We start from the raw sequence: 22,589 nt of genomic DNA, 5'->3' as shown, positions 1-22,589 counted from the left end.
TGACACCAGCACCCGAAACCCGGCGGAGAGCGCCGGGCATGAGCGCCGAAGCCCGGCGCGCCATGATCGTGCACGCGGTGCTGCCGCTTCTCATGGAGCACGGCGCCGGCGTCACGACCAGCCAGATCGCCCGCGCCGCCGGCATCGGCGAGGGCACCATCTTCCGCGCGTTCAAGGACAAGGAGGAGCTCTTCGACGCCTGCACGGCGGAAGCGTTGCGGCCTGACCACGTGCTCGACGCGATCGCCGAGATCCCCCTGGACCAGCCGCTGGCCGACCGGCTCGTCGAGGCCGCCGAAGCGCTCGGCGCCCACCTCGAGCGCATGGGCGCGCTGATGGGCGCGCTCCACGCGTCCGGACGGCACAAGCTGCGCGACCCCGAGCAGCGCCTCAAGGATCGGCGCGGCAGCTGGAAGGGCGACCGTCGCGAGTCGATAACCGCGATGCGCGGGGCGGTGGTCGAGCTGTTCACCCCCGAGAAGGACCGCCTGCGGCTGCCGCCCGAGCAGCTGGCCGCGCTGTTCCTCACCCTGCTGTTCGCCGGCCGGCGGATGGCGCCGGACGACGACGCGCCCGCCACGCGCCAGGTGGTCGACGTCTTCCTGCACGGCGCCGTGGAGGCTCAGTGATCCCGGGCGGTGGGGGCGGCATGGAGTTCATGCTGGCCAGGCGTGGCCGACGGCGGCACGCCACGACGGTGCCGGAGAGCGGGCTCACCGGGCCGGTCGAGATTCCCGAGCCGAACCAGGACGACCAGCCGAAGGACCTGCGCTCCCGGCTGAAACGCGCGAAGACGTCGGTGGCGGGGACGGTCCGCGGCCTGCCGAAAGTCGCGCGGCTGACGTGGCAGGCGAGCCCGATCCTCACGATCCTGCTGGCGCTGATCACGCTGCTGTCCGGCCTCCTGCCGACGGCGACCGCGTACATCGCGAAGCTGCTGCTCGACTCCGTCGTCGCGGCGATCCAGGGCAAGGGGACCACGGGCGACATCGTGAACGTCGCGCTGCTCCAGTTCGGCGTGCTCGCCGCGACCGCGCTCAGCAGCGCGCTGACGTCGATCGCGCAGTCGCTGCTGCAGGAACGCATGACGCTGACCATCCGCCACCAGGTGATGGCGCACGCGAGCGAACTGCACCTGGCGTACTTCGAGGGCTCGACGTCCTACGACATGCTGCGCCAGGCCGCGCAGGAAGCGCCGACGCGGCCGCTGTCGATGATGAACTCCGCGCTGGGGCTCGTGCGGACGCTCATCACGTTCGGCAGCATGGTCGCGCTGCTGGTCTCGATCAGCCCGCTGCTGGCCCTGGTCGCGCTGGTGGCGCCGATCCCGGCGTTCATCTCGCAGTCGAAGTACGGCTCGCGCGCGTTCTGGCTGACCTTCCTGATGTCGCCGATCAAGCGGCGGATGGACTACCTGTCTTCGCTGGTCACGACGGACACCTACGCCAAGGAGACGAAGCTGTTCGGGCTCGGCCCGTACTTCGTCGACCGGTTCCGCCGGCTGGGCGTCGTCTCCTACGAGCGGCAGCGGAAGCTGACGATCAACCGCAACATCAGCTCGACGTCCTGGGGCCTGCTGAGCACGTTCGCGGGTTCGGCGATCGCGCTGTACATCGCGCTGGAGGCGGTCGGCGGGCGGCTCACGCTGGGTGACCTGGCGTTGTACACGGCCGCCGCGACGTCCGTGCAGACGTCGGTGTCCGGGCTGTTCACGGCGTTTTCCGGGATGTACGAGAACAACCTCTACCTCGACACGCTCTACCGGTTCCTGGACACGAAACCGGAGATCACCCCGCCGGCCGAACCACGCCCGATGCCGTCCACAGTGGAGGGACACATCGAGTTCGACGCGGTGACCTTCAGCTATCCGGGTGCGGAGGAACCCGCGCTCGACAACGTCAGCTTCGAGATCCGCCCCGGTGAGACGGTCGCGGTGGTGGGCCGCAACGGCGCGGGCAAGTCGACGCTGTTCAAGCTGCTCTGCCGGCTCTACGACCCGACCGACGGCCGCATCCTGCTCGACGGCGTCGACATCCGCGAGTACGACCCGGTCGAGCTGCGGACGCGGATCAGCGCGATGTTCCAGGACTACGTGACGTACCAGGGCACGGCGGCGGAGAACATCGGCCTCGGCGACCTGGCCCGGCTCGAGGACCGGCCCCACATCGAGGAGTCGGCGCGCCGCGCGGGCGCGGACGAGCGGATCGAGCGGCTGCCCAGCGGCTACGACAGCCCGCTCGGCCGCTGGTTCGACCAGGGCGTCAGCCTGTCGGGCGGCGAGTGGCAGAAGATCGCGCTGGCCAGGGCGTTCCAGCGGGAGGCGCCGTTGTTGATCCTCGACGAGCCGACCTCGGCCCTGGACGCCCAGGCCGAGCACGATCTGTTCTCGCGCCTGCGTTCGCTGTCGGAAGGGCGGACGACGCTGTACATCTCGCACCGGTTCTCGACCGTGCGCCAGGCGGAGCGGATCCTGTTGCTGGACCACGGAAAGGTGGCCGAGTACGGCACGCACGAGGAGCTGATGGCGGCGAAGGCGGGGTACGCCGAGCTGTTCACCCTCCAGGCCCAGGCGTACCTGGACAAGGTGCCGAGCTGAGGCATTACGCCTCGGCGGCGGCCGTCCGGCTACCGTCCGGTCATAGGGGAATTCGCCGAGTTCGAGCCGGCACCACCGGTAGCGCTGCCGGAATTCTGCGGCTAGGGCACCAGCACGACCTTGCCGACGCCTGCGCGGCTCTCGACGCGCGCGTGCGCGGCGGCGACGTCGGCGAGGGGATAGGTCCGGTCGATCACCGGCGTCAACGTGCCGTCCGCGACGAGGTCGAGCGCCTCGGCGCGGGCGGCCGCGACCCGCTTCCCGTAGGCGTCCGGGCCGCCGAAGCCGATCAGGGTGATGCCGCGTGCGATGAGGCCGGCGACGGGGAACGCCGGGAATTCGCCGCTGAGCATGCCGTAGGCGAGGATTCGGCCGTGCGGCGCGAGTTTCGCGGTGAGTTCGGCGGCGCGCGGGCCGCCGATCGACTCGAAGATGACGTGGATGCCCTCGGGCACCTGCTGCCGCCAGTCCGGGTCGTTGTGGTCGATGTCGGCGCTTCCGTTGCCGGCGGTGGTCACGACTCGAGCGCCGCTTCGTTCGGCCAGCCGGACCAGGTAGCCGCCGATCGCGCCGGACGCGGCTTCGACCAGCACGGACTCGCCGGCTTCGATGTCCGCGGTCTTCATCAAAGCGAGCGCCACGGAGGCCGGAACGGCGGCGGCGACGGCCTGCTCGGGCGTGATGCCGTCAGGCACGAGCGTGTATTGGCTCGCCGCGACGACCTCGGCGTACGCGCCCCCGGTGAAGGACATGGTGACGACCCGGCGTCCGTGCAGCGTTTCGTCGTCGGCCTCGATGACGATCCCCGCGGCTTCGTGCCCGAAGACCGTCGGTTCGCTGCTTGCCGGGAGGAGGCCGGACCGTAGCTGGGTCTCGTAGAACGGCACCGCGATCGCCTCGACCCGGATCAGCACCTCGCCGGTTTGTCGTCGCGGCGTGGGCCGTTCCTCGACTTTGAGCACCTCCGGACCGCCTGTGCCGTACTGCACCACTGCTTGCATGGCCACCCCTTAACTGGACCATCGGTCAACTTGTGGTCGCCTACTATATGGACCACCAGTCAACTTGTCGAGGAGCATTCATGGAGCGCGCCGACGCGGCCCGGAACCGCCGGGCGATCCTGCGCGCGACGGAAGAGTTGTTGTCGTCGCACGACCTCTCGGAGGTGTCGATGGACCGCGTCGCGGCCGCGGCCGGCGTCGGCAAGGGCACGGTGTTCCACCGCTTCGGCAACCGCGAAGGCTTGATGCGCGCGCTCGTGGAGGAGCGAGTGCGAGCCCTGTCAGACGGTTTTACGAGCGGCCCCCCACCGCTGGGCCCGGGCGCACCACCAGCCGAGCGGCTGGCGGCGTTCTTCGACGCGGTGGTCGAGCTGGCGACCCGCAACGTGAAGGTGATGGCGGCGTTCGAGCAGGCGTCGACGGACCGCCTGAACAGCCCGATCTACCTGGCGTGGCACGCGCACGTGTCCGGGCTGATCGCTTCGGCGTCACCTTCGCTCGATGCCGACCTGGTGGCGCACCTGCTGCTGGGGTCCCTGCACAGCGACCTGATGCTGCGTTTTTTGAGGACGGGCGAGACAGACCGCCTGGCCACGGGCCTGCGATCGATGGTCTCCACGCTGCTGCGCTGACCAGGCCGGGAGCAAATCGGACAGCTTGTTCGTTGTCCGGGGTATGGCTGTCGCGTTCTTGCTTTACGTCTTCGCCGAGATCGCCGCGATCTGGGCGGTGGGCTCGGCCGTCGGCGTGCTCGGCACGCTGGGCCTCCTGCTGGCCGGCGCCTTCCTGGGCTCCTGGCTCGCCCGCCGGGAGGGCGGCAAGGCGATGAGGGCGTTCCTCACCGCCGCCCGGGCCGGACAGCCGGCGGAGAAGGAACTCACCGACGGGATGCTCGTCGCACTCGGCGGGGTGTTGATCCTGATCCCGGGGTTCGTGAGTGACGTCATGGGGCTGTTGCTGATGCTCCCGCCGTCGCGGGCGGTGGCACGCCGGTGGTGGCTGAAGCGGATGGAGATGCGCGCGCTTCGGTTCGCCAACCAGCGCCGCGGGCCGGTGATGGTGGTGGACAGCGAAGTGGTGTCACCGGCGGAGCCGCGCCGCGACCAGCCGACGGTGATCGAAGGCCGGGTCATCGAGAACTGATCATGAGTGGATCTCACGGTGAAATGTGAGGTACTTGTCGTCGACGTAATGCCGGTCATCCAACCGAAGTTTTCCGATGTTCTTCCCGTTGTAGACCAGTGCATGATCAGGCTGAACCAGAATCGCTCCCATATCGAACAGAGAATGGCAGTTTGGACACAGGCAAAGGACGTTTTCGGGAACATCCGGACCGGCCTGAACACCACCAAGAGCCTGAATGTGCGCTCCTTGTGAGTAACCCTGATCCTTGACCACTAGTCTGACGTTGCAAATTTGACAAGTGTGGTTGTGTACCTGTTTGACAAAGTCTGAAACTTCGAGTGAACGGACGATCGGCTTGGTGACCGCACTGCGACGGGCCGGCTTCTTCTTTCCCGCCGGCTTCACCGGGTGCTTCTCGACCGGCGAAAGTTCGATGGCGACGTCGGGGTAGCTGACATCTACCTCGGAACCATATTTGATCATGAGGAAACGGCACATTTTGTACCCTTCCCCCCCGACCTCGTAGTACGAGTCCTTCACGAGAAACAGTCCGTCGTACCGATAGCCTTCATCCGGCCCGAACTTTGCTTCTGCGCCTCGGATGACCCGAACGGGTGTCTCATTCACCCTGCTCGCGACCAGCGCAGCATTTCCCGTGGCATTGAAGGTCTGATGATCGACCTGCTTGCGGTTCTTGCGGCCGCCGTGACCCGTGTACAGGATCCAGTCGTCGCCATCGACGTCCTCATAGCCGCCAGAAAGCACGATCGACGCTGCACCCGTCAGCGCGACGCCCACGATCCCTGCCTGCAGAGCCAGGTGAACGCCGCGGTCGTAAGCCTCACGTCGGCTCGCGAAGGCGGTTCCCTCCCGAATACCGGGAACAGCACCCCAGACCCGACCCGGCTCCACGAAAACTTCCGGCACGCGGCCAACACCAGCACTGCTCATGCAGACCACTCTAAGGTGGGACACCGACAGTTTGGTGTCACCAAGCTGCGACAGCTAGTCCACGGATGGCTTGGGGAGGTCGAAGTAGCTCGAGAACCGGACCGCCGGCGCGTACTCGCCCTTCACCTTCACCCGGCCCGTCACGAACATCGCCGCCACCGCCGCGTTGCCCGTGGCCATGCGGATGAAGTCGTCCACTGACAGCGTGATCGTCGTGTCAGGGATTCGAGACAGGTCCGTCGAAGAAACGCACACCCCGTCCTCGATCACCGTCTGGAATCGGTCGTAGCCGTCTTCGCCGGCGCCGTCGGAAAAGCGCCAGGAAACCACGAAATCAACGTGACGCGCGCGTGACGGCGAGAAATGTTCCGACATTCTTCGGAATATCTCGTCGAGGAACACCGGGCGGAGCTCCGGGTGGTCCGCGATCGCCTTCAACTGGTCGCGGGACGCTCTGCGGACGACGTCGACCAGTACGTCCGTCGAGAGGGAGCTCAGCTCGATGCCCGCGCCCGTGTTTCCCAGCATGTGCAGGGTTTCCAGGACCTGGATGAACTGGCCGGGCGTCAGGTTGCCGAGGACCAGGTTCTCCGCGAACGCGTTGATCGCGTGGCCGCCGCGGGCACTGCGGGGGCGGGAAAGGCGCCACTTCGCGTTTCGGGGCACGGGACGGACTATACGGGGTGCGGGAGGTCGAAGAATCCGATCAGCCCGGCCGCGAAGGCTAGATCACCTTTGACTTTGATTCTTCCCGTGACGAATAACACCGCGGGCGTCGTCTGATGGGTGATCAACCGGAAGAAGTCGGCCGGCGCGATGGTGATGGTGACTCGCGCGGGAGAGCGCATTTCGCGGCTCACCGTGCACGAGCCGTGCGCGATGACCGTCTCGTAGCGGTCGTAGCCGCCTTCGCCGATGCCGCCGGAGAGGCGCCAGTGGACCACCGCGTGCAGGTCGCGGGCTCGATCCGGCCTGATGTGGGCGCCCATGCGGGCAAAGATTTCCGCCAGCACGCGCTCCCGCAGCTGCCGGTCCGCGGCGACGCTCTCCAGCTGCGCGCGCGACGCCGAGGCCACCAGGGACGCGAAGCGAGCCGGCTCGACCTTGCTCAGGTCGAACGCCGGGGCGCGTGAAGCCAGCCTCAACAGGGCGTTCAGGAGACGGCGGAAGTCGTCCTTGCGGAGCTCGCCGAGCTCGAGAGCGAGCGCGTTGACGTCGAGGGCGTGCGCCTCGGGGCCCAGCGGGTCGAGGCGCTCCAGTTCGTCCAGCAGCGCCGCCCCACGAAGGCTCGCGACCCGATCGGCGCTGGTCATCCCCGCATTCTCGATCATCGTCACCCCCGTCGAAGTTACTCACGCGTAATGCTACCCGTCGGTAGATAGCCGGGCAAGCGTGCCGAAATCACGCTCGCGTGGCAACGACCGGTACCGTCTCCGGGCAGCTACAGGGAGGTCCAGCGTGTCAGAGGATGATCAGCGTCCGCCCGAACGGGCCAGGCGGCTGCCGCGTGCGGTACGCGAGCGGCAGATCCTGGACGCGGCCGTCCAGGTCTTCTCGCGTCACGGCTACCACGCGGCCTCGATGGACGAGATCTCCGACGTCGCCGGTGTCTCGAAGCCGATGATCTACACCTACCTCGGTTCGAAGGAGGATCTGTTCGGCGCGTGCATCCGCCGTGAGGCGACGCGGCTGCTCGAGGCCATCCAGGCCGGCGTGCAGCCCGATCTGCCGCCGGACATGCAGCTTTGGCACGGCCTGCGTTCCTTCTACCGCTTCGTCGCGGAGTACCGCGAGTCGTGGACGGTGCTGCACCGCCAGGCGCTGACCGTCGGTGGCGCGTTCGCCGCGGAGGTCACCGACATGCGGGTGCGCGCGATCCAGCTGGTCGCGGCGCTCGTGGTGTCCGCCGGCACCCGCAAAGGCGTCGGCGAGCAGGCCGAGTTCTCCGGGGAGGGCCTGTCCGCCGCGTTGGTCGGGGCGGCCGAGTCGCTGGCCGACTGGGCCCTCGACCACCCCGACATCTCCGACGGCGTGCTCGCCTCCTGGCTGATGAACCTCGTCTGGCTGGGCTTCAACGACCTCATCGAAGGCGCGGTCTGGAAGCCGTCAGAGTGAGCTGATCGTCCCCTCGAGGTGCGGCTTCGACTTGCTCCACAGCTCGAAGGCCCAGCCGTCGTCCAAGGACCAGGACGTGAAGCCCGCCTTGGCCGGCAGCAGCACCGGCTGCTTGAAACGGACGTCGACGGTGAACGCTTCCGGCAGCCGGCCTTCGAACGCGGCCAGTGCGTGGGCCTTCGTCCACATGCCGTGGGCGATCGCGCGCGGGAAGCCGAACAGGCGGGCCGTCAGCGGGTGCAGGTGGATCGGGTTGCGGTCGCCCGAGACCTCCGCATAGCGCCGCCCGATGTCGCCCGGGACGCGCCAGATCGCGTCCGGCGTCGGCGGCGCCAGCTGCTCACGCCGCGAAGGGGACCCGGAACCCGAGCCGCGACGCAGGTACGTGCTGACGTCCGTCCACACCAGATCGTCCCCGGTCCAAGCTTCGCTGACGACGTCGAACTGACGGCCCTTCTCGTGCGCGCGCAGGTTCTCCGCCCGGACGCGCACGGTCAGCGGCTCGCCCAGCCGCAGCGCCCGGTGCTGGGTGATCCGGTTCGCCACGTGCACCATGCCGAGCAGCGGGAACGGGAAGCCCGGCTCGGTCATCAGCGCCATCTGCAGCGGGAACGCCAGCATGTGCGGATACGTCGCGGGCAGCTCGTCGCTCAGCCGGAAGCCGCACACCGTGTTGTACGCGGCGAGGTGCGCCGGGTCGACGACGACGCCGGTGCGGACCAGCTCCGTGTCCGGCAGAGAACCGCCCGACGGCTTGTGCAGCACACCGCCGAGCAGCGCCTTCGGGTACAGCGTGGCCAGGCTGGGCGTGCTGTCGAGTTCACGGATCGCCACGTCACGCCCCCAGCAGGGCCTGGCCGCAGACACGGACCACGTTGCCGTTCACCGCGGCCGACGCCGGGTTCGCGTACCAGGCGATCGTCTCGGCGACGTCGACCGGCAGCCCGCCCTGGCCGAGGCTGGAGAGCCGCCGCCCGGCTTCGCGGATGAACAGCGGGACCGCCGCGGTCATCTTGGTCTCGATGAATCCCGGCGCGACGGCGTTGATCGTGCCGCCGTACTCCGCGAGCTGCGGCGCGCCGACGTTCACCATGCCGATCACGCCGGCCTTCGACGTCGCGTAGTTCGTCTGGCCGACGTTGCCGGCGATGCCCGCGATCGACGAGACGCCGATGATGCGGCCGTTCTCGTTCAGCACCTTGTCGGCGAGGAGCTTGTCGTTCACCGCGAGCTGCGAGGCGAGGTTCACGGCGATCACCGAGTCCCACGCGCTCTCGCTCATGTTGCCCAGCGTCTTGTCGCGCGTGATGCCCGCGTTGTGCACGACGATGTCGACGCCGCCGTGACGTTCCTTCAGGTACTCGGCGAGCTTCGCGGGCGCGCTCGGCGACGTGATGTCGAGCTGCAGCGCCGATCCGCCGACCTTGTTCGCGACCTTCGACAGGTCGCCGCCCTGCGCGGGGATGTCGAGCGCGACGACGTGCGCGCCGTCGCGGGCCAGCACCTCGGCGATCGCCGCGCCGATGCCGCGGGACGCGCCGGTGACCAGCGCGACCTTGCCTTCCAGGGGCTTTTCCCAGGTCGCGGGCGGAGAAGCCGTCTTGCGCTCGGAGCCGATCCGGATGACCTGCGCGTCGACGAACGCCGACTTCGCCGAAAGCAGGAAGCGCAGCGTCGACTCCGTGGCCTCTTCGGCGCCGTCGGCGACGTACACGAGCTGAGCCGTCGCGCCGCGCTTCAGCTCCTTGCCCACGGAACGGACGAAGCCCTCGAGCGCGCGCTGGGCGATCCGCTCGCGGCCCTCCACCTGCTCCGGCGGGGTGCCGAACACGACGACCCGGCCGGACGGGCCGACGCTGCGGATCACCGGGTGGAAGAAGTCGTAGACCTCGCGCAGGCGCGCGGGGTCGGTGACGCCGGTGGCGTCGAACACCAGCGCCGCGTGCCGGTCGGTCGCCGAGGTGACGACCTCGATGCCCGCGTCGGCCATCTGGTCGCGGAGAGTCTTCTCCAGCCGGCCGCCGGGCGCGGCACCGAGAAGTGCGGGACCCTCGAGAGCGGGTTGGCCGGGCTTGTACCGGCGCAGCGTGGCGGGGTTGGGCAGGCCGAGCTTCGGCACCACGAACTTCCCCACCGGGGTTTTCGTGAACTGCTGGTACCTGTCAGCCATCGAATGCCTCCCGTGCAGTCTGCGTCACGTCGCAGTCTAACCTACTCGCTAGTAGGTTACAGTGTGAGGGACACGACCAGAGAGGTGAAGTCATGCCACCGAAGAAGACGCCAGCGGTACGCAAGGTCGCGATCATCGGGGGCAACCGGATCCCCTTCGCGCGGTCCAACGGTCCGTACGCGAAGGCGTCGAACCAGGACATGTTCACCGCCGCCCTCGACGGCCTGGTCAGCCGCTTCTCGCTGCAGGGCGAGGTGATCGGCGAGGTCGCCGCCGGCGCGGTGCTCAAGCACTCCAAGGACTTCAACCTGGCCCGCGAAAGCGTGCTGGGCAGCAAGCTTTCGCCCGCGACGCCCGCGTCCGACGTCCAGATGGCGTGCGGCACCGGACTGCAGGCGATCATCAACGTCGCCAACAAGATCGCGCTCGGCCAGCTCGACTCGGCCATCGCCGGCGGCGTCGACACCACGAGCGACGCGCCGCTGGCCGTGAACGAGGACCTGCGCCAGATCCTCATCCGCCTCAACTCCGCGAAGACGCTCGGCGACCGGCTCAAGCTCGTCGCGAAGATCCGGCCCGGGCACATCGTCCCGGCGATCCCGCGCAACGAAGAGCCGCGCACCGGCCTGTCGATGGGCGAACACGCGGCACTGACCGCGAAGGTCTGGGAGATCACGCGCGAGGCGCAGGACGAACTGGCCGCCGCCAGCCACCAGCACCTCGCCGCCGCCTACGAGCGCGGGTTCTTCGACGACCTCGTGACGCCGTTCCTCAAGCTCACCCGCGACCAGAACCTGCGCCCGGACTCGACGGCGGAGAAGCTCGCCAAACTCAAGCCGGCCTTCGGCGGCCCGGGCGGCACGATGACCGCGGGCAACTCGACGCCGCTGACCGACGGCGCGTCGACGGTCCTGCTCGCCACCGACGAGTGGGCGAAGGCGCACAAGCTGCCGGTGCTCGCGTACCTGACGTTCTCGCAGACCGCGGCCGTCGACTACGTCCACGGTGACGAGGGGCTGCTGATGGCGCCCGCGTACGCCGTGCCGCGGATGCTCGCGCGGGCTGGGCTTTCGCTGCAGGACTTCGACTTCTACGAGATCCACGAGGCGTTCGCGTCACAGGTGCTGGCCACGCTCAAGGCGTGGGAGGACCCGGCGTTCGCCAAGGAGAAGCTGGAGCTGGACACGCCGCTCGGCGCGATCGACCGGACGAAGCTCAACGTCAACGGCTCGTCGCTGGCGGCCGGCCACCCGTTCGCGGCGACCGGCGGCCGGATCGTCGCGACGCTGGCGAAGCTGCTGCACGAGAAGGGGTCCGGCCGCGGCCTGATCTCGATCTGCGCGGCCGGCGGCCAGGGCGTCACCGCGATCCTGGAGAAGTAACTTTCATAGGGAAAGTGCCGTTTCCGGAGTCCGGATGCGGCACTTTCCCTACGAAAGAGATCAGTGGGGGAGAGCCTTCTCGGCCCGCTTCGCGAGCTTCTTGGCCCGCTTCTCGGCCTTGCGGCCCAGCTTCTCGGCGCTGTGGCCGACGTCCTTCGCGGCGTGACGCGCGCGCCAGCCGACCGACGGCTTGCCGGCGGTGTCGCTGACCGCGAGCAGCAGGCCACCGGCCAGGCTCGCGTTCTTGAAGAACTGGATCTGCTGCTGCTGGCGCTCGCCCGGGTCCTTGATGGTCCAGAAGCTGTGCGTCGACAGCGTCGTCGGAATCAGGCTGCCGAGGAGCAGCCCCGCCGCGAGCCGCGGCGCCTTCCCGGACGCGAGCGCGAGACCGGCGCCGATCTTCACCGCGGCGTCGATCCGGACGATCGTCACCGGGTCGCGCGGAACCTGCTCCGGCACGACGTCGCCGACCTTCTCGAACGCGCTGTTGAGGAACGGTTCCGCGGCCTTCGCGTGCCCCTCGGCGTGCCTCAGCGCATTGATCCCGCCGGTCACGAAGATCGTGGCGAGCAGGGGACGTGCCACTCGACGGAGTATCACGGTCATTGCCTTCCTCGTACGGGCCGCTGCCTGGTCGAACCTACTCCGTGGATGCCCGCTCGGCCCGGCGCCGAACCGTCCTAGAGGTCTCTGCGGGAATATCGACCCAAAGCTAGAGAGCACTAGAAAGCGTTAGCCGTTGACCTTGACGCAGCGTCAACTTCTATCGTCGAAGCCATGGAGTGGTCGATCCAGGACATCGCCCGCTCGGCGGGGACCACGAGCCGGACGCTGCGCCACTACGGCGCGGTCGGCCTGCTCGAGCCCAGCCGGATCGGCAGCAACGGCTACCGCTACTACGACGAGCAGGCGCTCGTCCGGCTGCAGCGGATCCTGCTGCTGCGCGAACTCGGCCTCGGGCTGCCGGCGATCGCCGAGGTGCTCACCGGGCAGCGCGACAGCGCCGCGGCGCTCGAAACCCACCTGGAGCTGCTCGAAGGAGAGCAGCGGCGGATCGGACGGCAGATCGAGTCGGTCCGCACGACCCTCCGGAAACTGAAGGGAGGTGAACGACTGATGGCAGAAGAAGTCTTCGACGGCTTCGACCACACGAAGTACGAGCAAGAGGTCACTTCTCGGTGGGGCGCCAACGCCTACCGACGTGGCAACGAGTGGTGGAACTCGATGTCGGCGGAGGAGAAGAAGGCTCACCAGCAGGAGCAGCTCGACATCGGGGCGGCGTTCGGCGCGGCGTGCGTCTCGGGTTCGGCGCCGGATTCCGACGAGGTCCAGGCGATCACGCGGCGGCTGCACGAGTGGCTGCTGGGCCCGGTCTCGACGGTGTCGAAGGGCTATTTCGCCGGACTCGGCCAGATGTACGTGGACGACCCGCGTTACGGCCAGTACGACGAGAGACACGGCGCCGGGACCGCGGAATTCATCCGGGACGCGATGAAGATCTACGCGGAACGGAACCTCAGTGACTAGACGCGCGTCATAACTGCGCGCTGGGGGTAGGGACGAGCAGGGCTGCTGACATTTTTTCTTAGACCCTCTCCGGTGTGACCACTACTCATTGCGCGCTTACGGCGCTGCCCCCCTTGCACCACGGCTATCCGGGGCGCGCCCCGGTCGTCGCGGCGCGGATCGGCGCCGGGCGGCTCTACCTCGCGGGAGCTGGCGTCTACCTCGCCGTCCGGATCGTCGGCGTGCTGGTGCTGGCCCTCCTCGCCGCGCGGCACGATCAGACGTTGCTCGACCGGCTCGCCGCGTGGGATGGCCAGTGGTACTTGCGGCTGGCAGAGCACGGGTACGCGGTGGTCGGCGGCGACGTCAACGGCGACCCTTACCGGGACGCCAGCATGGCGTTCTTCCCGCTCTACCCCGCGTTCGTCGCCACGCTCGGGCAGCTCGGCCTGCCGCTCGTCGCGGCCGGACTGGTCCTCTCTGCCGGGGCCGGCGTCGCAGCGTCGGCCGCGCTGGTCCGGATCGGCGAGCGCGTCGGCGGGCCGCGGGCCGGGCTGCTGCTCGTAGCGCTGTGGGCCGGCGCGCCGCTCGCCATCACGCAGTCGATGGTGATGACCGAGTCGCTGTTCACCGCGTTTGCCGCGTGGGCGCTCGTCGGCGTACTCGAACGCCGGTGGGAGCTGGCCGCGCTGTGCTGCGCCTTCGCCGGGGTGACGCGCTCGACTGCCGTCGTCGTCATCGCGGTGGTCGTCGTCGCGGCCTCGGTCGCCGCGTGGAAGGCGGCCGGCTCGGCGCGGTGGCGCGCCTTGGGCGCGGTCGCGGTGGCGCCGCTCGGCCTCGCCGGGTTCTGGGGGATGGTCGCCGTCCGGACTGGCAGCCTGACCGGTTGGCAGGACATCGAGTTGCGGGGGTGGGGCGTCCGGTATGACGGCGGTGTCGACACGGCGCAGTACGTGTGGGACGTCCTCACCACGGACCGGGGCGCGTTCCAAACCCTCGTCGTGGGGATCATCCTGGCCGCGGTCGCGCTGGCCGCGATCGCCGTGCGGCGGCTGCCGTGGCAGCTCACGGTGTACGGGGTCGGCGTGGTCGTGCTGGTGCTCGGCACTGCGGGGATCCCGGCGACGCGGCCGAGGTTCCTGGTGCCGGCGTGCGTGCTGCTGCTGCCGGTCGCGCTCGGCCTCGCCCGCCGCCGCCCGGCCACCATCGCCGCGGTGGTGGCCGTGTGGGTGCTGGCGGGCGCGTGGGCGTCCGGGTACGCGCTCACCGCCTGGAAGTACGCGATCTGATCGCGCGGGCAACCGGCCGCACAAACTAGGCGCGCACAGCGGCGGCGGCGAGGATGTCGCGCGCCGCGTCGCCCTCGGCGGCCGAACCCCAGAGCGTGTCCGTCAGCCGGTTGTACACGGCGAGTTCGTCGGGGTCGTCCACGGTCAGCTCGGCCGTCACGGTCTCCACCTGGACGATCTCGTCGACGATCCACCAGCCGTGCATGAGCGGGTACGGCAGTCGGACGTCGTTGGGCAGGATGCCGATCCGGACGTCCGGCGTGCCGATCGCCGCGATGAGTCGATGTATCTGGCCGAGCATCACTTCACGAGGCGCGATCGGGTGTCGCAGCGCGGATTCCGTCATCAGCAGCTCAATCGTGCGGCCAGGCTCGAAGAGGACTTGCTGCCGCCGCATCCGGGCGCGCACGGCCTCGGTGATGTCCTGCCCACCGCCGTGCAGCTCGGCATGGGCGAGCAGCGTGTGCCGGGCATACTCCGGGGTCTGGAGCAGCCCAGGCACCACGCCGACCTCGACAGCGCGGATGATCCGCGCCCGCGCCTCGCGGTCTACGGACTCTTCCTGCCGGGCCCGATGCCCAGCCCGGACGGTCTCCTTCCAGGTGACGTACGCGTCGTGCACTCCGGCGAGCATCGCTCGCATCTTCTCGGCGACATCTGGCGCCGCGGCGACCGCGGACAGCCACGTTTCGAGATCGTCGGTGCTCGCAGTCTGCCGACCATTCTCGATCTTGCTGACCTTCGGTGCGTTCCAGCTGACCGCCCTCGCGAAGTCCTTGCCGGTCTCAAATCCGGCGTTCTCGCGTAGTTCGCGCAGAGACTCGCCGAACGCCGTGCGTCGCTTCTCGAAGCTGGTAGGCACTCACACCCTCGCTAGGTCACGGCGTACTCCTCGAACGGGACCGCATCCTGCCACACCAGTTCCCGAATTTCGAGAAATTCGGCCACCCGGGCGGGCTCGGTTACTGCGTCGGCGTACAGAAACCCCGCGTCCCCGAAGTGCATCACGGCTGCCCACTCGTCGTCGAACAGCCAGAAGTCGGTGTCAGGCACGGCGAGCGCTCGTTGCCGCGCCGCAGGTAACACGCGGATGTCCTCGCCAGCGGCTGCGTTGAGCGGTGTCAAGGACAGCTCGAACCGCAGGTAGTCCGTGAGCGGGTCCGTCAACACACGTACCCGGCTATATCGACGGCCCGCGTCGGTGGCACGCCGCACGTCGTCGAGCCAGCCTTGAAGAAACGCGGTGTCCGGGTCCGCGCCCGTCAGGAACTGACGGAGCGGTTCCTGTTCGTACGGCTCGCGGTAAGTTCCTTGCGCTTCCCAGCGGAACGCCGAGGTCTGGAAGCTGTGTAGTGCCTTCGCCCAGTCGTCGCCGGTGAGGCGATCACCCATCACGCCCCCTCTGTGAAGTAGGGCAGCAGGCTGGCAGGGATCTCGACCGCGGTTTCGTGGTCTGGCAACCCGCGCTCGCGCAGCTGTGCCAGCGCGGCCGGGTCGGTGACCTTGGAGCCCTGGACCACGAAGGTGCCTCGGTTGGTGGCGTAAGCGGTCGGGCAGTTCCCGCCCGCGCTCGGCGTGCCGAGGAACACCAGACTCAACGGTTCGTCGTGATCAGTGGACATCAATCCTCCTACGTCGGGTTTCGCGGTCATCGATCATGCCACGCGAGGCGCGGCGGAAAATTGGTCCAATCGTGTGTACGTGTGAAGGATTTCGAGAAATCTCTTCCGCCCGTTCGCGAATTCGTGTCAGTCTCAGCTCATGACGGCAACACGGGGTTGGCGAGAAGAGCGGGTGACTTGGTCACGCGACACCACCGGCCGACCGGTTCCCCTCTTCACCGGCATCACGCGCGACGAGCGCGGCAAGGACGTCCCCGCCCTCGGTGTCGGACTCAGCGAGACCGCACTGCTCACAGCCGGGCTCCGCGATCAGCTCTGGGAGAACATGCGCTTGACGCTCAATGACGCCGCCGAGGTGCGACGTCAACGACCGCCCGGAGCCGATCGATGACCGACGTCCGCATGTCCGGCGCTCCACCGCTGGAGACACCGCCCGATCTGCTCGAACGCCTCCGGCGCGACCGCACGCCAGACGATCCGCCGCGCAACGCCGAGCCGCCCGAGCCGCGGCGGGCCGACCTGTGAGCGGCCTGGTGTACGTCGACCTCGACGCAGTGCGCCTCATCGCCGATGGAGTTTCGCACCGCGTGCGCCTCACGCGGCTGCCCGTCGCCGGTGAACAGCTGACGACCGTGTGCGGGCTCCACATGTCCGCAGCTTTCGATGACGAACCGGCGCGCGTCGTTCCGGTGCCGTGCTCGGTGTGCGCCGAGCTGGATCGGAGCGACCGCGCCGCCGAGTCGACGCGGCTGCGTGCGCACGCCGTTCGGGTCGCCGAGCCGGGCAACGTCTACGGCTCCCCTGCCGGCCTCACGAGTTTTCCAGCCCAACCCCAGCGGGGGCTGCGTCCGCCGCCCCAACGGAAGGAGATCACGGGATGAGTAACAGCACGGCGCCGGAACTCACCGGCTGGCACATGTCGACCTGGTGCACCAAGGACGACCACGACAACTGTGTAGAGGTGGGCACCGGCAACGGCGTCGTTGGCGTGCGCGACACGAAGGAAAGCGCACCCGATCAGCCGACGCTCGTCCTCGGCAACACCGCGTTCACCGCGTTCCTCCAGCACGTCGCGTAGCCGTGGCGATCGGCGAGCCCTACCACGTCGATGACGTCGGCGAGATCGCGCAGAAACTCGCGCTCGGCCGGTGGGTGGTCTTCCGGCACGAGTACCTCGGCGACGTGTGCGATCTGGACACGTGGACGGGCGCCGTACGCGATGCCTGCGCGCAGATTGACGTGGTCGAGCGGGTCGTGACGATTCCCCGCAAAGATCTGACCATTGTGTTCAACGCCGAGAAGGTCCCGACCGCGGGCCAAGTTCAGGAGTCGGTGAGTCGAGTCGAACTCGACCGCTGGCTAGAACGCGCACTGCGCCCCGAGCTACCGACGAGGATCGCCGGGGGCGAATGACGCTCGGCCGGTGCGCTGCGTTCCCCTCGCGCGGCGCGCTGGCCGGGTTCCATCCCACCCCACGCGGCGGGGTCCTTGCTCTACCTCGGGCCGGCAGGTTTGAAATCCGGGGTGTCGTAGAGCGGCCCGAAACCGTCCGTGCCGTCCGGGCGGGGATGCATCATTCCACTGCCCCAGTACGGCACGGGCTCGTCATCGTTGATGTCCCAGTCGGCCTGGTTGAACTCGGGGCCGGCCTTGTAGTGGAACCACCGGTTGCAGTCGTCGCGGTCGCGCCACACGCGCTTCTCCCGGGTGATCTTGTGCCGGGCGACGCAAGGCATGGCGGAGGCTCCAGACGGGGCGAGCGGCACACGCCGCTCCAGTCGCACGGTTCGAGTACGTGTCTGTGTTCCGCGTGCGGCCGGAGCGGCATGCTAGTGACGTCGGGCGGAACCTTCCCCGTCCCGCCCGACGTCGACCACCGTAGAACATCTGTTCGATCCGTCGCAAGCCTGAGCGTCGCTACCCGTTCGCGACCGGCGCGAGCTTGGTCCCGTCGTCGGCGCGCGGGTCGACCACCGACGTGACGAGCGGCTCGGCCTGGCGACGCACGCCGAACGCGGCGAGCACGCTGGTGCCCGCGCCCGCGACGGTGGCGACGCCGACGAGCAGCCCCTGAAGGGCGGTGTTCTGGTCGGCGGTGATGATGCCGACTCCGGCCAGGCCGGTCACGATGCCGCCGACGGCGGCCCAAAGTTTCGCGGCCGAGCGCGCTGCGCCGGCCAGGGGGAAACGGTTCACGGGTGGTCCTTCTCATTCGGGACGAGCGGGTCAGTAGGTCTCCAGGACGAACGGGTCCTCCGGTTTGGCGGAGTAGCAGACGTCCGCCCACAGCGCGTTCGGGAGCGCGAACCGGCGGTGCCCCTTGCATCGCGCGTCGTAGCCCGCCGTCTGCGCCGGGTCGTGCCCGACACCGACGTTGTCGTGACCCCACGCGTACAGCGGGGCGATCCACAGCGGGGCCGGGGTCTTGCCGTCCTTCCCCCCGAGCCGCGGACGCACGACGATGGCGGCCTGGTCGGTGCCGGACAGGCTGACCCGGACGGTGTTCTGCCGGTCGTTGGGCGGGGTGACGGTGATGCGGTCAAGCATGGTTACCTCCGTTGTCGAACTCGGGGTGTTGCCGGGCGCGGGAGTCCCGCCCCCGCCGGCCGTCGAGCCGGTGAGCTTCGCGAGCACCGCGGCGCAGCGCTGCTCGTTCGCGTTGATCTCGAAATGCATCGGATCCCGGCGGCCCACGTAGTCCCCGCCCCACCGCACGCACCCCTCGGTGCGCGCGACGATGGCGCGGATGGTGGCGATCTGGGCGGGCCGGAAGTTCGCGGCCGGGTTGGTGTCGAGCGGGTGCGCGGGCGCGTTCAGGTCCAGCGCTGTGCCGGAGCTGTGGTTGCTCAGCTGCGTGGCGCCGCGGATGTCGCGGTAGGCGTAGCCCCAGCAGCCGGGCCAGATCAACGGCTCGACGAGCGCGTGGAACTGGCGGCCGACCCACGCGAGCAGGTCGCCGGTCGGGCCGGCGCGCAGCGCCACCTTGCCGCCCGGTAGTTCGCGGCTCACCGGGGTGATCGGGGCCGAGTAGCCGTTCTGGCTGGTGGGCATCAGGAAGTCCCTTCGGGGTAGAGGGGTGGGGGGTCGGAGATCTCGCCGCCGAGCGAGCGCAGGGTGTCGACCACTTGCCGGTCCCAGCGGACGTGGTCGGTGATTCGCCGTTCCTGCGCGTGCTGCGCTTCCCAGAGCCGGTTCGTCTCGGCGTGCAGCTTGGCCACCTGCCCGGCGAGTTCCGTGGTTGTCGCGGTGGTGGCGGTCAGCAGCGCCGCGGTGGCATCGGCCCTCAGCTTCCGTGACTCGGGGCGCATCTTGACCACCAGGACGCCGGCGGTGATCAGGCTCGCCAGCGCGACCACCACGCCGCCGCCGACAGTCCAGGCGTTCACCCCTCACCCGGCACGGGATCGAACTGCTCGGCGATGTCTGCTGCGGTGATCAGCCAGACACTCAGGCCGCCGCCCTCCACCATCCCGTCGCCGACGTTGGCGACGATCCCCGGTCCGTACACGAGCGTGTTGCTCGCAGAAACTTCGGCGTTCGGCCAACGCGCCCGCCACTCGTCGAGGTTTTCCCCAGTCCACGTCAGAAGCCGCGGCTTCGGTGTCACAGGAACCCAAGGCATTGTGTTCTCCTCACGCGACTTTCCACACGATGAATTCGGCCGGCTTGTTGACGCTAGGATTGAGAGTGAACGCCGAGCCGTTGTTGTAGATCCAGGCACACAGCTGGGTTCCGGCGGCGAGCCAGCGGGTCACGGCGGCGAAACTGTCGGTCTGGCCGTTCGAGAACAGCGGAGACGCCAGCCACGGTGTGCCGGCCGCCGGTGCCGTGGTTCCGTGGATCGCGACGCCGAAGTTGTTGCCTGCGGCGAATGCCGTCGAGGCAGCGGTGTAGCAGGAATACCGCCCGCTCACCGGGATAGTGACGGTGTTGTTCCCCGTCCAACCAGTTCCGCCGGCCGCCGGTGTGGTCACCGAACCGAACGTGAGCTTGGTCGCGCCGGACGACGCCACGATGTTTTGGTTGGCGGTCGCCCGGACCTCGATCCCGTACGCGGCAGCTGCGGCGTCCTCGATCCCGCCCACCGTGGCCTCGGCCGCCTGCGCCAAATTCTTGATGTACAGGGACAGGTTCGGCGGATCGAACGTCTCCGGCCAGCCCCAGCCGTAGCGGCCAGTGTTGCCCATGACTGGGCTCCTTTCCTTATGTCAGAACGGAATGACGATGATGTAGCGCTCGGCGAATGAGCAGGTCGGGTTAGCCAGGCTCGACTTGTATTGCATTGTGAAAGTGTTGGCTCCGGGGTTGAGTCCGTTTGCGGCGGTGAGCACGAAGTTCCGGTTGTGGTTCGAGGCGAACCCGACAATGGGGGTGGTCTGCGCCAGCATCGCGGCGGAGACCGAGCCCACGACGGGAATGTCGCTGGCTCCGCTGACGTTCACGGTGGCGGTTCCGCCGATGTAGGCGTTGGACGCGGTTCCGGCGCAGTTGATGCGGACACCGGTCATGAGAAGACAACGGCGACTGGACCCGATGTTAATGGTCAGCTGCGGGCCAAAGGTCGCCAAGTCCGTGTACGTGGTCGACCCGGTGGTCTCGGTGGTCGAGACCTCAGCGGACTTGATCTGGTTGACATTGCTGCCGCCGGGCGCGCCGATCTTGCCGACGATGTACCACTGCGTCATCCGCCGCTCGACCATCACCGTGTCGCCCTTGGAGTACTGCAACCCGATACCCGACTGGATCACCTTCAGGTTCGACACCGCAGCGCCGTTGACCAGCACCGAGTTGACGCCGCTGGCCTCGTCCCACGACAGGATTTCCCCCTGGATGTGAGCGAGGTCCGAGCTACCGGTGGGTGTTGCGGCGGCGGCGTTCGCGGCGGCCATGGCGACGGCGTAGGCAAGATCGTCCATCAGCCCGCCCTCCGCGCCAGGTACTGCTTACGGGTGTCGATGCCCATCGATTCGCCGGGCGCCAGGCCGTAGGTGATCCGGTCGATGATGTGCACCTCGGAGTTGCCGGGGTAGGACACGCTCACCACGTCCCAGCCCTCCAGCGCAGGGTTCGGGATCGAGCCGAGCGCCACCGCGTAGGGCAGCCCGATCACCTTGGCCAGCTTCGCCGCGCCGGCCGTCTTGCACTGGTCGACGGTGGTCATGAACGCCGAGCTGTAGACCGTGGGCACCAGGCCGAACGCCCCGCCGACCCACGTCGGTGACGCCGGGTCGTTGTCGGACACCACCGCCTGCACCGGCGGCAGCTCCCCGACCGGCTCGCCGCGCGCGACGACGATGTTGTACACCGCCTCACGGGAGATGCTGCGCTGCATCGACACCAGCACACCGTTCGCGCCGGAGTTGATGTCCCACACCGGCGACGCCTTCGTCAGGTCCGGAATGGACTTCACCTGGAAACGGCCCGCGTAGTCGAAGTACCCGTACTTCCCATACGCGGCAAGCAAGTCCTGCACAAACCCCAGTCGATCCTCGTCGAGAACGTGATCGGCGCCGAGCGGGGTGGCGTACGCGGCGAAGTCGTAGACGGTGACCAGGCCGGGCACGGCCGCACCCACGACGAAGTCGATAACCGAGCCGACCGACGCACCCGCTCCGAACTGGACCGGGGAGGTGTTGCGGGCGTCGCGGACCATCGCCATCCGGTCGGAGGCGGTGATCCGGATCGCGCCGTCCGGCACGCTCTGCTGCTCGACCTTGTCGATGCGGAAGTAGCCGAGCCCCACCAGTTCCTGCGTGCCCAGGCCGTACTCTATGCCGCGTTCCACGTAGATCTCTTGCCCGTACGGGGTGCCCGGGTCGGTCGGCTTGGACGGCCACGGATACACCGTCGACAGATCCAGCGTGGATTGAACGTCGGCGGTCATGTCGGTGGTCACGTCACCGGAGAGGATCGGCAGCCGGCCAAGGTCGGACACGCCGGGGATCGCGATCCCGGTGGGCGCGGTGCCGGTCTGGCCGGGCGCGACCAGCGTGCACCGCGCCGCCAAGGTGTGCGAGCCACGCAACCCGGTCAGGAAACTATCGGTGGTGGGCCTCACGGGACGATCACCACCGCGGTCGACACCTTGTCGATCAGGTCCGAGATCGTCGGCACCGCGGCGACCACGTCGGCGATCGTGGCGTAGGTCGCGACCACGTCGGCGATGGTGAACGTGGCCGAGTACACCGTGGACGCCGGCGCGGCGACCTCGGTCAGCGGCAGGTCGAAGTACCGGCGCACGCCGCGCGCCGAAGTCTGGCGCTTGACCGTGTCGCCGATCGCCGCGTACAGCGTCGGCACCGCGCATTCCGGCTCGGGGGCTTGCAGGAACACGGTGTGCCCGGTCATCAGGGCGTTGGCGAAGTCGGCGGCGGCGGCCAGGCTCGGCACGGTCACCGTGATGGACAGCCGTTGCGAGCCGCGCACGTCGTTGATCGCGACCGGGTAGGTGCGGCCGATCACGTCCATGATCGCCACTCGGGCCGGGGAGGTGATCTCAGAGATGCCGCACACGGTGACCTTGCGGTTCAGGCTCGGCCGTCGGACGTTCTTCAACCACACCGTGTCCAGGACCGGGGTGATGGTCGAGGTCTCCACCCCGACGTTCACCCGCCGGGGCAGACGGAGCAGCCGGGCCTTGCTCACCGCGGACGTGCCACCGGTCCACGTCGTGATCGACGCCGGGATCGTCTGGGCGTTGGTGGCCGCCAGGGTGCGCCAGGTGATCTGGGATTCGGTGTTGGCGCCGGCGGTGTTGAACCCGCCGGTGGGGTCGGCCTCGAACTGCACCGTCGGCAGGCTCGCGCCGGTGCCGGTGGACGCCTTCCACTCG

The 22,589-nt window shown here is 68.7% G+C and carries 32 protein-coding genes; 13 read left to right on the top strand and 19 right to left on the bottom strand.

The genetic code is table 11. The annotated features are described in order from the left end of the window. The first annotated feature begins 38 nt into the window (after positions 1–38). Together AB0M82_RS24925 and AB0M82_RS24920 are read left to right on the top strand one after the other, a co-directional pair. A complete protein-coding gene (locus tag AB0M82_RS24925; protein WP_364726203.1) occupies positions 39–629 on the top strand; it encodes a TetR family transcriptional regulator in 591 nt (196 codons plus the stop codon). 20 nt (positions 630–649) lie between these two features. Next, positions 650–2,596 carry an ABC transporter ATP-binding protein gene (locus AB0M82_RS24920; protein ID WP_364726200.1) on the top strand — a complete coding sequence of 649 codons (1,947 nt, stop codon included), beginning with the start codon at positions 650–652 and terminating at the stop codon, positions 2,594–2,596. A gap of 101 nt (positions 2,597–2,697) precedes the next feature. On the opposite strand, the gene AB0M82_RS24915 is transcribed toward AB0M82_RS24920, so the two are convergent. Beyond that, entirely contained in the window at positions 2,698–3,597 is a 900-nt protein-coding gene (locus tag AB0M82_RS24915; protein ID WP_364726198.1) for a zinc-binding dehydrogenase, read from the bottom strand. An 80-nt stretch (positions 3,598–3,677) separates the two neighbouring features. On the opposite strand from AB0M82_RS24915, the gene AB0M82_RS24910 reads away from it, so the two are divergent. Both AB0M82_RS24910 and AB0M82_RS24905 read left to right on the top strand, forming a co-directional pair. Continuing rightward, positions 3,678–4,229: a helix-turn-helix domain-containing protein gene (locus tag AB0M82_RS24910; RefSeq protein ID WP_364726195.1), complete on the top strand. Its 552-nt coding sequence runs from the start codon at positions 3,678–3,680 to the stop codon at positions 4,227–4,229. A 43-nt stretch (positions 4,230–4,272) separates the two neighbouring features. Next, the gene (locus AB0M82_RS24905; RefSeq protein WP_364726192.1) at positions 4,273–4,740 is read left to right on the top strand and encodes an FxsA family protein; all 468 of its coding nucleotides are present in this window, start codon (positions 4,273–4,275) and stop codon (positions 4,738–4,740) included. Here AB0M82_RS24905 and AB0M82_RS24900 read toward each other — a convergent pair whose 3' ends face one another. From AB0M82_RS24900 to AB0M82_RS24890, 3 genes are all read right to left on the bottom strand, one after another. Beyond that, positions 4,741–5,673: a YDG/SRA domain-containing protein gene (locus AB0M82_RS24900; RefSeq protein ID WP_364726189.1), complete on the bottom strand. Its 933-nt coding sequence runs from the start codon at positions 5,671–5,673 to the stop codon at positions 4,741–4,743. 54 nt (positions 5,674–5,727) lie between these two features. Beyond that, the gene (locus AB0M82_RS24895) at positions 5,728–6,279 is read right to left on the bottom strand and encodes an SCP2 sterol-binding domain-containing protein (protein WP_364726480.1); all 552 of its coding nucleotides are present in this window, start codon (positions 6,277–6,279) and stop codon (positions 5,728–5,730) included. 68 nt (positions 6,280–6,347) lie between these two features. Next, entirely contained in the window at positions 6,348–7,004 is a 657-nt protein-coding gene (locus AB0M82_RS24890; protein WP_364726477.1) for an SCP2 sterol-binding domain-containing protein, read from the bottom strand. Positions 7,005–7,131: 127 nt separating this feature from the next. On the opposite strand from AB0M82_RS24890, the gene AB0M82_RS24885 reads away from it, so the two are divergent. After that, positions 7,132–7,788: a TetR/AcrR family transcriptional regulator gene (locus tag AB0M82_RS24885; RefSeq protein ID WP_364726186.1), complete on the top strand. Its 657-nt coding sequence runs from the start codon at positions 7,132–7,134 to the stop codon at positions 7,786–7,788. Here AB0M82_RS24885 and AB0M82_RS24880 read toward each other — a convergent pair. Together AB0M82_RS24880 and AB0M82_RS24875 are read right to left on the bottom strand one after the other, a co-directional pair. Beyond that, positions 7,780–8,622 carry a MaoC/PaaZ C-terminal domain-containing protein gene (locus AB0M82_RS24880; RefSeq protein ID WP_364726183.1) on the bottom strand — a complete coding sequence of 281 codons (843 nt, stop codon included), beginning with the start codon at positions 8,620–8,622 and terminating at the stop codon, positions 7,780–7,782. The two genes, AB0M82_RS24885 and AB0M82_RS24880, sit on opposite strands and share 9 nt — an antisense overlap. 1 nt (position 8,623) lies before the next feature. Further along, positions 8,624–9,958 carry a 3-oxoacyl-ACP reductase gene (locus AB0M82_RS24875; RefSeq protein ID WP_364726180.1) on the bottom strand — a complete coding sequence of 445 codons (1,335 nt, stop codon included), beginning with the start codon at positions 9,956–9,958 and terminating at the stop codon, positions 8,624–8,626. A gap of 92 nt (positions 9,959–10,050) precedes the next feature. On the opposite strand from AB0M82_RS24875, the gene AB0M82_RS24870 reads away from it, so the two are divergent. Further along, entirely contained in the window at positions 10,051–11,340 is a 1,290-nt protein-coding gene (locus AB0M82_RS24870) for an acetyl-CoA C-acetyltransferase (protein WP_364726177.1), read from the top strand. 60 nt (positions 11,341–11,400) lie between these two features. Here the strand turns inward: AB0M82_RS24870 and AB0M82_RS24865 are convergent, their stop codons facing one another. Next, complete coding sequence (locus AB0M82_RS24865) at positions 11,401–11,946, bottom strand: DoxX family protein (protein ID WP_364726174.1); 546 nt, start codon at positions 11,944–11,946, stop codon at positions 11,401–11,403. Positions 11,947–12,117: 171 nt separating this feature from the next. On the opposite strand from AB0M82_RS24865, the gene AB0M82_RS24860 reads away from it, so the two are divergent. Further along, positions 12,118–12,867, top strand: coding sequence for a MerR family transcriptional regulator (locus AB0M82_RS24860; protein WP_364726171.1), 750 nt, complete (start codon positions 12,118–12,120; stop codon positions 12,865–12,867). Between the two features lie 74 nt (positions 12,868–12,941). Next, positions 12,942–14,135, top strand: a complete 1,194-nt coding sequence (locus tag AB0M82_RS24855) for a hypothetical protein (RefSeq protein ID WP_364726168.1) — start codon at positions 12,942–12,944, stop codon at positions 14,133–14,135. Positions 14,136–14,160: 25 nt separating this feature from the next. Here the strand turns inward: AB0M82_RS24855 and AB0M82_RS24850 are convergent, their stop codons facing one another. From AB0M82_RS24850 to AB0M82_RS24840, 3 genes are read right to left on the bottom strand one after another with little or no spacing between them, the layout of a single operon-like run. After that, positions 14,161–14,997 carry a helix-turn-helix transcriptional regulator gene (locus tag AB0M82_RS24850; protein ID WP_364726166.1) on the bottom strand — a complete coding sequence of 279 codons (837 nt, stop codon included), beginning with the start codon at positions 14,995–14,997 and terminating at the stop codon, positions 14,161–14,163. 11 nt (positions 14,998–15,008) lie between these two features. Then, positions 15,009–15,527: a DUF6879 family protein gene (locus AB0M82_RS24845; RefSeq protein ID WP_364726163.1), complete on the bottom strand. Its 519-nt coding sequence runs from the start codon at positions 15,525–15,527 to the stop codon at positions 15,009–15,011. Continuing rightward, entirely contained in the window at positions 15,527–15,757 is a 231-nt protein-coding gene (locus AB0M82_RS24840; RefSeq protein ID WP_364726160.1) for a hypothetical protein, read from the bottom strand. The genes AB0M82_RS24845 and AB0M82_RS24840 overlap by 1 nt, the downstream gene beginning before the upstream one ends. 139 nt (positions 15,758–15,896) lie before the next feature. Here AB0M82_RS24840 and AB0M82_RS24835 point away from each other — a divergent pair, with 139 nt between their 5' ends. Genes AB0M82_RS24835 through AB0M82_RS24815 form a run of 5 tightly spaced genes read left to right on the top strand, consistent with a single transcriptional unit; the run spans position 15,897 to position 17,170 of the window. Further along, on the top strand, positions 15,897–16,148 hold the full coding sequence (locus AB0M82_RS24835) for a hypothetical protein (protein ID WP_364726158.1): 252 nt from the start codon (positions 15,897–15,899) through the stop codon (positions 16,146–16,148). Continuing rightward, the gene (locus AB0M82_RS24830; protein WP_364726155.1) at positions 16,145–16,282 is read left to right on the top strand and encodes a hypothetical protein; all 138 of its coding nucleotides are present in this window, start codon (positions 16,145–16,147) and stop codon (positions 16,280–16,282) included. Before AB0M82_RS24835 ends, AB0M82_RS24830 begins: the two co-directional genes overlap by 4 nt. A gap of 8 nt (positions 16,283–16,290) precedes the next feature. Then, positions 16,291–16,638: a hypothetical protein gene (locus AB0M82_RS24825; protein WP_364726152.1), complete on the top strand. Its 348-nt coding sequence runs from the start codon at positions 16,291–16,293 to the stop codon at positions 16,636–16,638. Continuing rightward, positions 16,635–16,835, top strand: a complete 201-nt coding sequence (locus AB0M82_RS24820; protein ID WP_364726149.1) for a DUF397 domain-containing protein — start codon at positions 16,635–16,637, stop codon at positions 16,833–16,835. The genes AB0M82_RS24825 and AB0M82_RS24820 overlap by 4 nt, the downstream gene beginning before the upstream one ends. A gap of 2 nt (positions 16,836–16,837) precedes the next feature. Further along, complete coding sequence (locus AB0M82_RS24815; RefSeq protein WP_364726146.1) at positions 16,838–17,170, top strand: hypothetical protein; 333 nt, start codon at positions 16,838–16,840, stop codon at positions 17,168–17,170. Between the two features lie 80 nt (positions 17,171–17,250). Here AB0M82_RS24815 and AB0M82_RS24810 read toward each other — a convergent pair whose 3' ends face one another. From AB0M82_RS24810 to AB0M82_RS24770, 9 genes are all read right to left on the bottom strand, one after another. After that, positions 17,251–17,493 carry a hypothetical protein gene (locus tag AB0M82_RS24810; RefSeq protein ID WP_364726143.1) on the bottom strand — a complete coding sequence of 81 codons (243 nt, stop codon included), beginning with the start codon at positions 17,491–17,493 and terminating at the stop codon, positions 17,251–17,253. 181 nt (positions 17,494–17,674) lie between these two features. Continuing rightward, positions 17,675–17,953: a hypothetical protein gene (locus AB0M82_RS24805; RefSeq protein ID WP_364726140.1), complete on the bottom strand. Its 279-nt coding sequence runs from the start codon at positions 17,951–17,953 to the stop codon at positions 17,675–17,677. Positions 17,954–17,983: 30 nt separating this feature from the next. Then, entirely contained in the window at positions 17,984–18,808 is an 825-nt protein-coding gene (locus AB0M82_RS24800) for a M15 family metallopeptidase (RefSeq protein ID WP_364726137.1), read from the bottom strand. After that, a complete protein-coding gene (locus AB0M82_RS24795; RefSeq protein WP_364726135.1) occupies positions 18,808–19,143 on the bottom strand; it encodes a hypothetical protein in 336 nt (111 codons plus the stop codon). Before AB0M82_RS24795 ends, AB0M82_RS24800 begins: the two co-directional genes overlap by 1 nt. Continuing rightward, positions 19,140–19,364, bottom strand: coding sequence for a hypothetical protein (locus AB0M82_RS24790; protein ID WP_364726132.1), 225 nt, complete (start codon positions 19,362–19,364; stop codon positions 19,140–19,142). Before AB0M82_RS24790 ends, AB0M82_RS24795 begins: the two co-directional genes overlap by 4 nt. 25 nt (positions 19,365–19,389) lie before the next feature. Continuing rightward, positions 19,390–19,944, bottom strand: a complete 555-nt coding sequence (locus AB0M82_RS24785) for a hypothetical protein (RefSeq protein ID WP_364726129.1) — start codon at positions 19,942–19,944, stop codon at positions 19,390–19,392. 21 nt (positions 19,945–19,965) lie between these two features. Further along, positions 19,966–20,673, bottom strand: coding sequence for a hypothetical protein (locus AB0M82_RS24780; RefSeq protein ID WP_364726126.1), 708 nt, complete (start codon positions 20,671–20,673; stop codon positions 19,966–19,968). Continuing rightward, positions 20,673–21,815 (bottom strand): DUF5047 domain-containing protein, encoded by a 1,143-nt coding sequence (locus AB0M82_RS24775; RefSeq protein ID WP_364726123.1) that lies wholly within the window; start codon positions 21,813–21,815, stop codon positions 20,673–20,675. The genes AB0M82_RS24780 and AB0M82_RS24775 overlap by 1 nt, the downstream gene beginning before the upstream one ends. Beyond that, positions 21,812–22,589, bottom strand: a 778-nt coding sequence (locus tag AB0M82_RS24770; protein WP_364726120.1) for a hypothetical protein, incomplete at its 5' end; no start/stop codon positions are given. The genes AB0M82_RS24775 and AB0M82_RS24770, both read right to left, overlap by 4 nt.

This window comes from Amycolatopsis sp. NPDC051128, from assembly GCF_040682715.1.
GTDB lineage: Bacteria > Actinomycetota > Actinomycetes > Mycobacteriales > Pseudonocardiaceae > Amycolatopsis.
The sequence above is the reverse complement of the archived record's forward strand: the minus strand, read 5'-3'. Positions and strand labels throughout refer to the sequence as shown.

What these genes read in the sequence shown, in the direction of transcription:
- AB0M82_RS24925 (WP_364726203.1), top strand. Translation starts at nt 39, where the DNA reads ATGAGCGCCGAAGCCCGGCGCGCCATGATCGTGCACGCGGTGCTGCCG.
- AB0M82_RS24920 (WP_364726200.1), top strand. Translation starts at nt 650, where the DNA reads ATGGAGTTCATGCTGGCCAGGCGTGGCCGACGGCGGCACGCCACGACG.
- AB0M82_RS24915 (WP_364726198.1), bottom strand. Translation starts at nt 3,597, where the DNA reads ATGCAAGCAGTGGTGCAGTACGGCACAGGCGGTCCGGAGGTGCTCAAA.
- AB0M82_RS24910 (WP_364726195.1), top strand. Translation starts at nt 3,678, where the DNA reads ATGGAGCGCGCCGACGCGGCCCGGAACCGCCGGGCGATCCTGCGCGCG.
- AB0M82_RS24905 (WP_364726192.1), top strand. Translation starts at nt 4,273, where the DNA reads ATGGCTGTCGCGTTCTTGCTTTACGTCTTCGCCGAGATCGCCGCGATC.
- AB0M82_RS24900 (WP_364726189.1), bottom strand. Translation starts at nt 5,673, where the DNA reads ATGAGCAGTGCTGGTGTTGGCCGCGTGCCGGAAGTTTTCGTGGAGCCG.
- AB0M82_RS24890 (WP_364726477.1), bottom strand. Translation starts at nt 7,004, where the DNA reads ATGATCGAGAATGCGGGGATGACCAGCGCCGATCGGGTCGCGAGCCTT.
- AB0M82_RS24875 (WP_364726180.1), bottom strand. Translation starts at nt 9,958, where the DNA reads ATGGCTGACAGGTACCAGCAGTTCACGAAAACCCCGGTGGGGAAGTTC.
- AB0M82_RS24870 (WP_364726177.1), top strand. Translation starts at nt 10,051, where the DNA reads ATGCCACCGAAGAAGACGCCAGCGGTACGCAAGGTCGCGATCATCGGG.
- AB0M82_RS24865 (WP_364726174.1), bottom strand. Translation starts at nt 11,946, where the DNA reads ATGACCGTGATACTCCGTCGAGTGGCACGTCCCCTGCTCGCCACGATC.
- AB0M82_RS24860 (WP_364726171.1), top strand. Translation starts at nt 12,118, where the DNA reads ATGGAGTGGTCGATCCAGGACATCGCCCGCTCGGCGGGGACCACGAGC.
- AB0M82_RS24845 (WP_364726163.1), bottom strand. Translation starts at nt 15,527, where the DNA reads ATGGGTGATCGCCTCACCGGCGACGACTGGGCGAAGGCACTACACAGC.
- AB0M82_RS24840 (WP_364726160.1), bottom strand. Translation starts at nt 15,757, where the DNA reads ATGTCCACTGATCACGACGAACCGTTGAGTCTGGTGTTCCTCGGCACG.
- AB0M82_RS24835 (WP_364726158.1), top strand. Translation starts at nt 15,897, where the DNA reads ATGACGGCAACACGGGGTTGGCGAGAAGAGCGGGTGACTTGGTCACGC.
- AB0M82_RS24830 (WP_364726155.1), top strand. Translation starts at nt 16,145, where the DNA reads ATGACCGACGTCCGCATGTCCGGCGCTCCACCGCTGGAGACACCGCCC.
- AB0M82_RS24820 (WP_364726149.1), top strand. Translation starts at nt 16,635, where the DNA reads ATGAGTAACAGCACGGCGCCGGAACTCACCGGCTGGCACATGTCGACC.
- AB0M82_RS24810 (WP_364726143.1), bottom strand. Translation starts at nt 17,493, where the DNA reads ATGCCTTGCGTCGCCCGGCACAAGATCACCCGGGAGAAGCGCGTGTGG.
- AB0M82_RS24800 (WP_364726137.1), bottom strand. Translation starts at nt 18,808, where the DNA reads ATGCCCACCAGCCAGAACGGCTACTCGGCCCCGATCACCCCGGTGAGC.
- AB0M82_RS24785 (WP_364726129.1), bottom strand. Translation starts at nt 19,944, where the DNA reads ATGGGCAACACTGGCCGCTACGGCTGGGGCTGGCCGGAGACGTTCGAT.
- AB0M82_RS24780 (WP_364726126.1), bottom strand. Translation starts at nt 20,673, where the DNA reads ATGGACGATCTTGCCTACGCCGTCGCCATGGCCGCCGCGAACGCCGCC.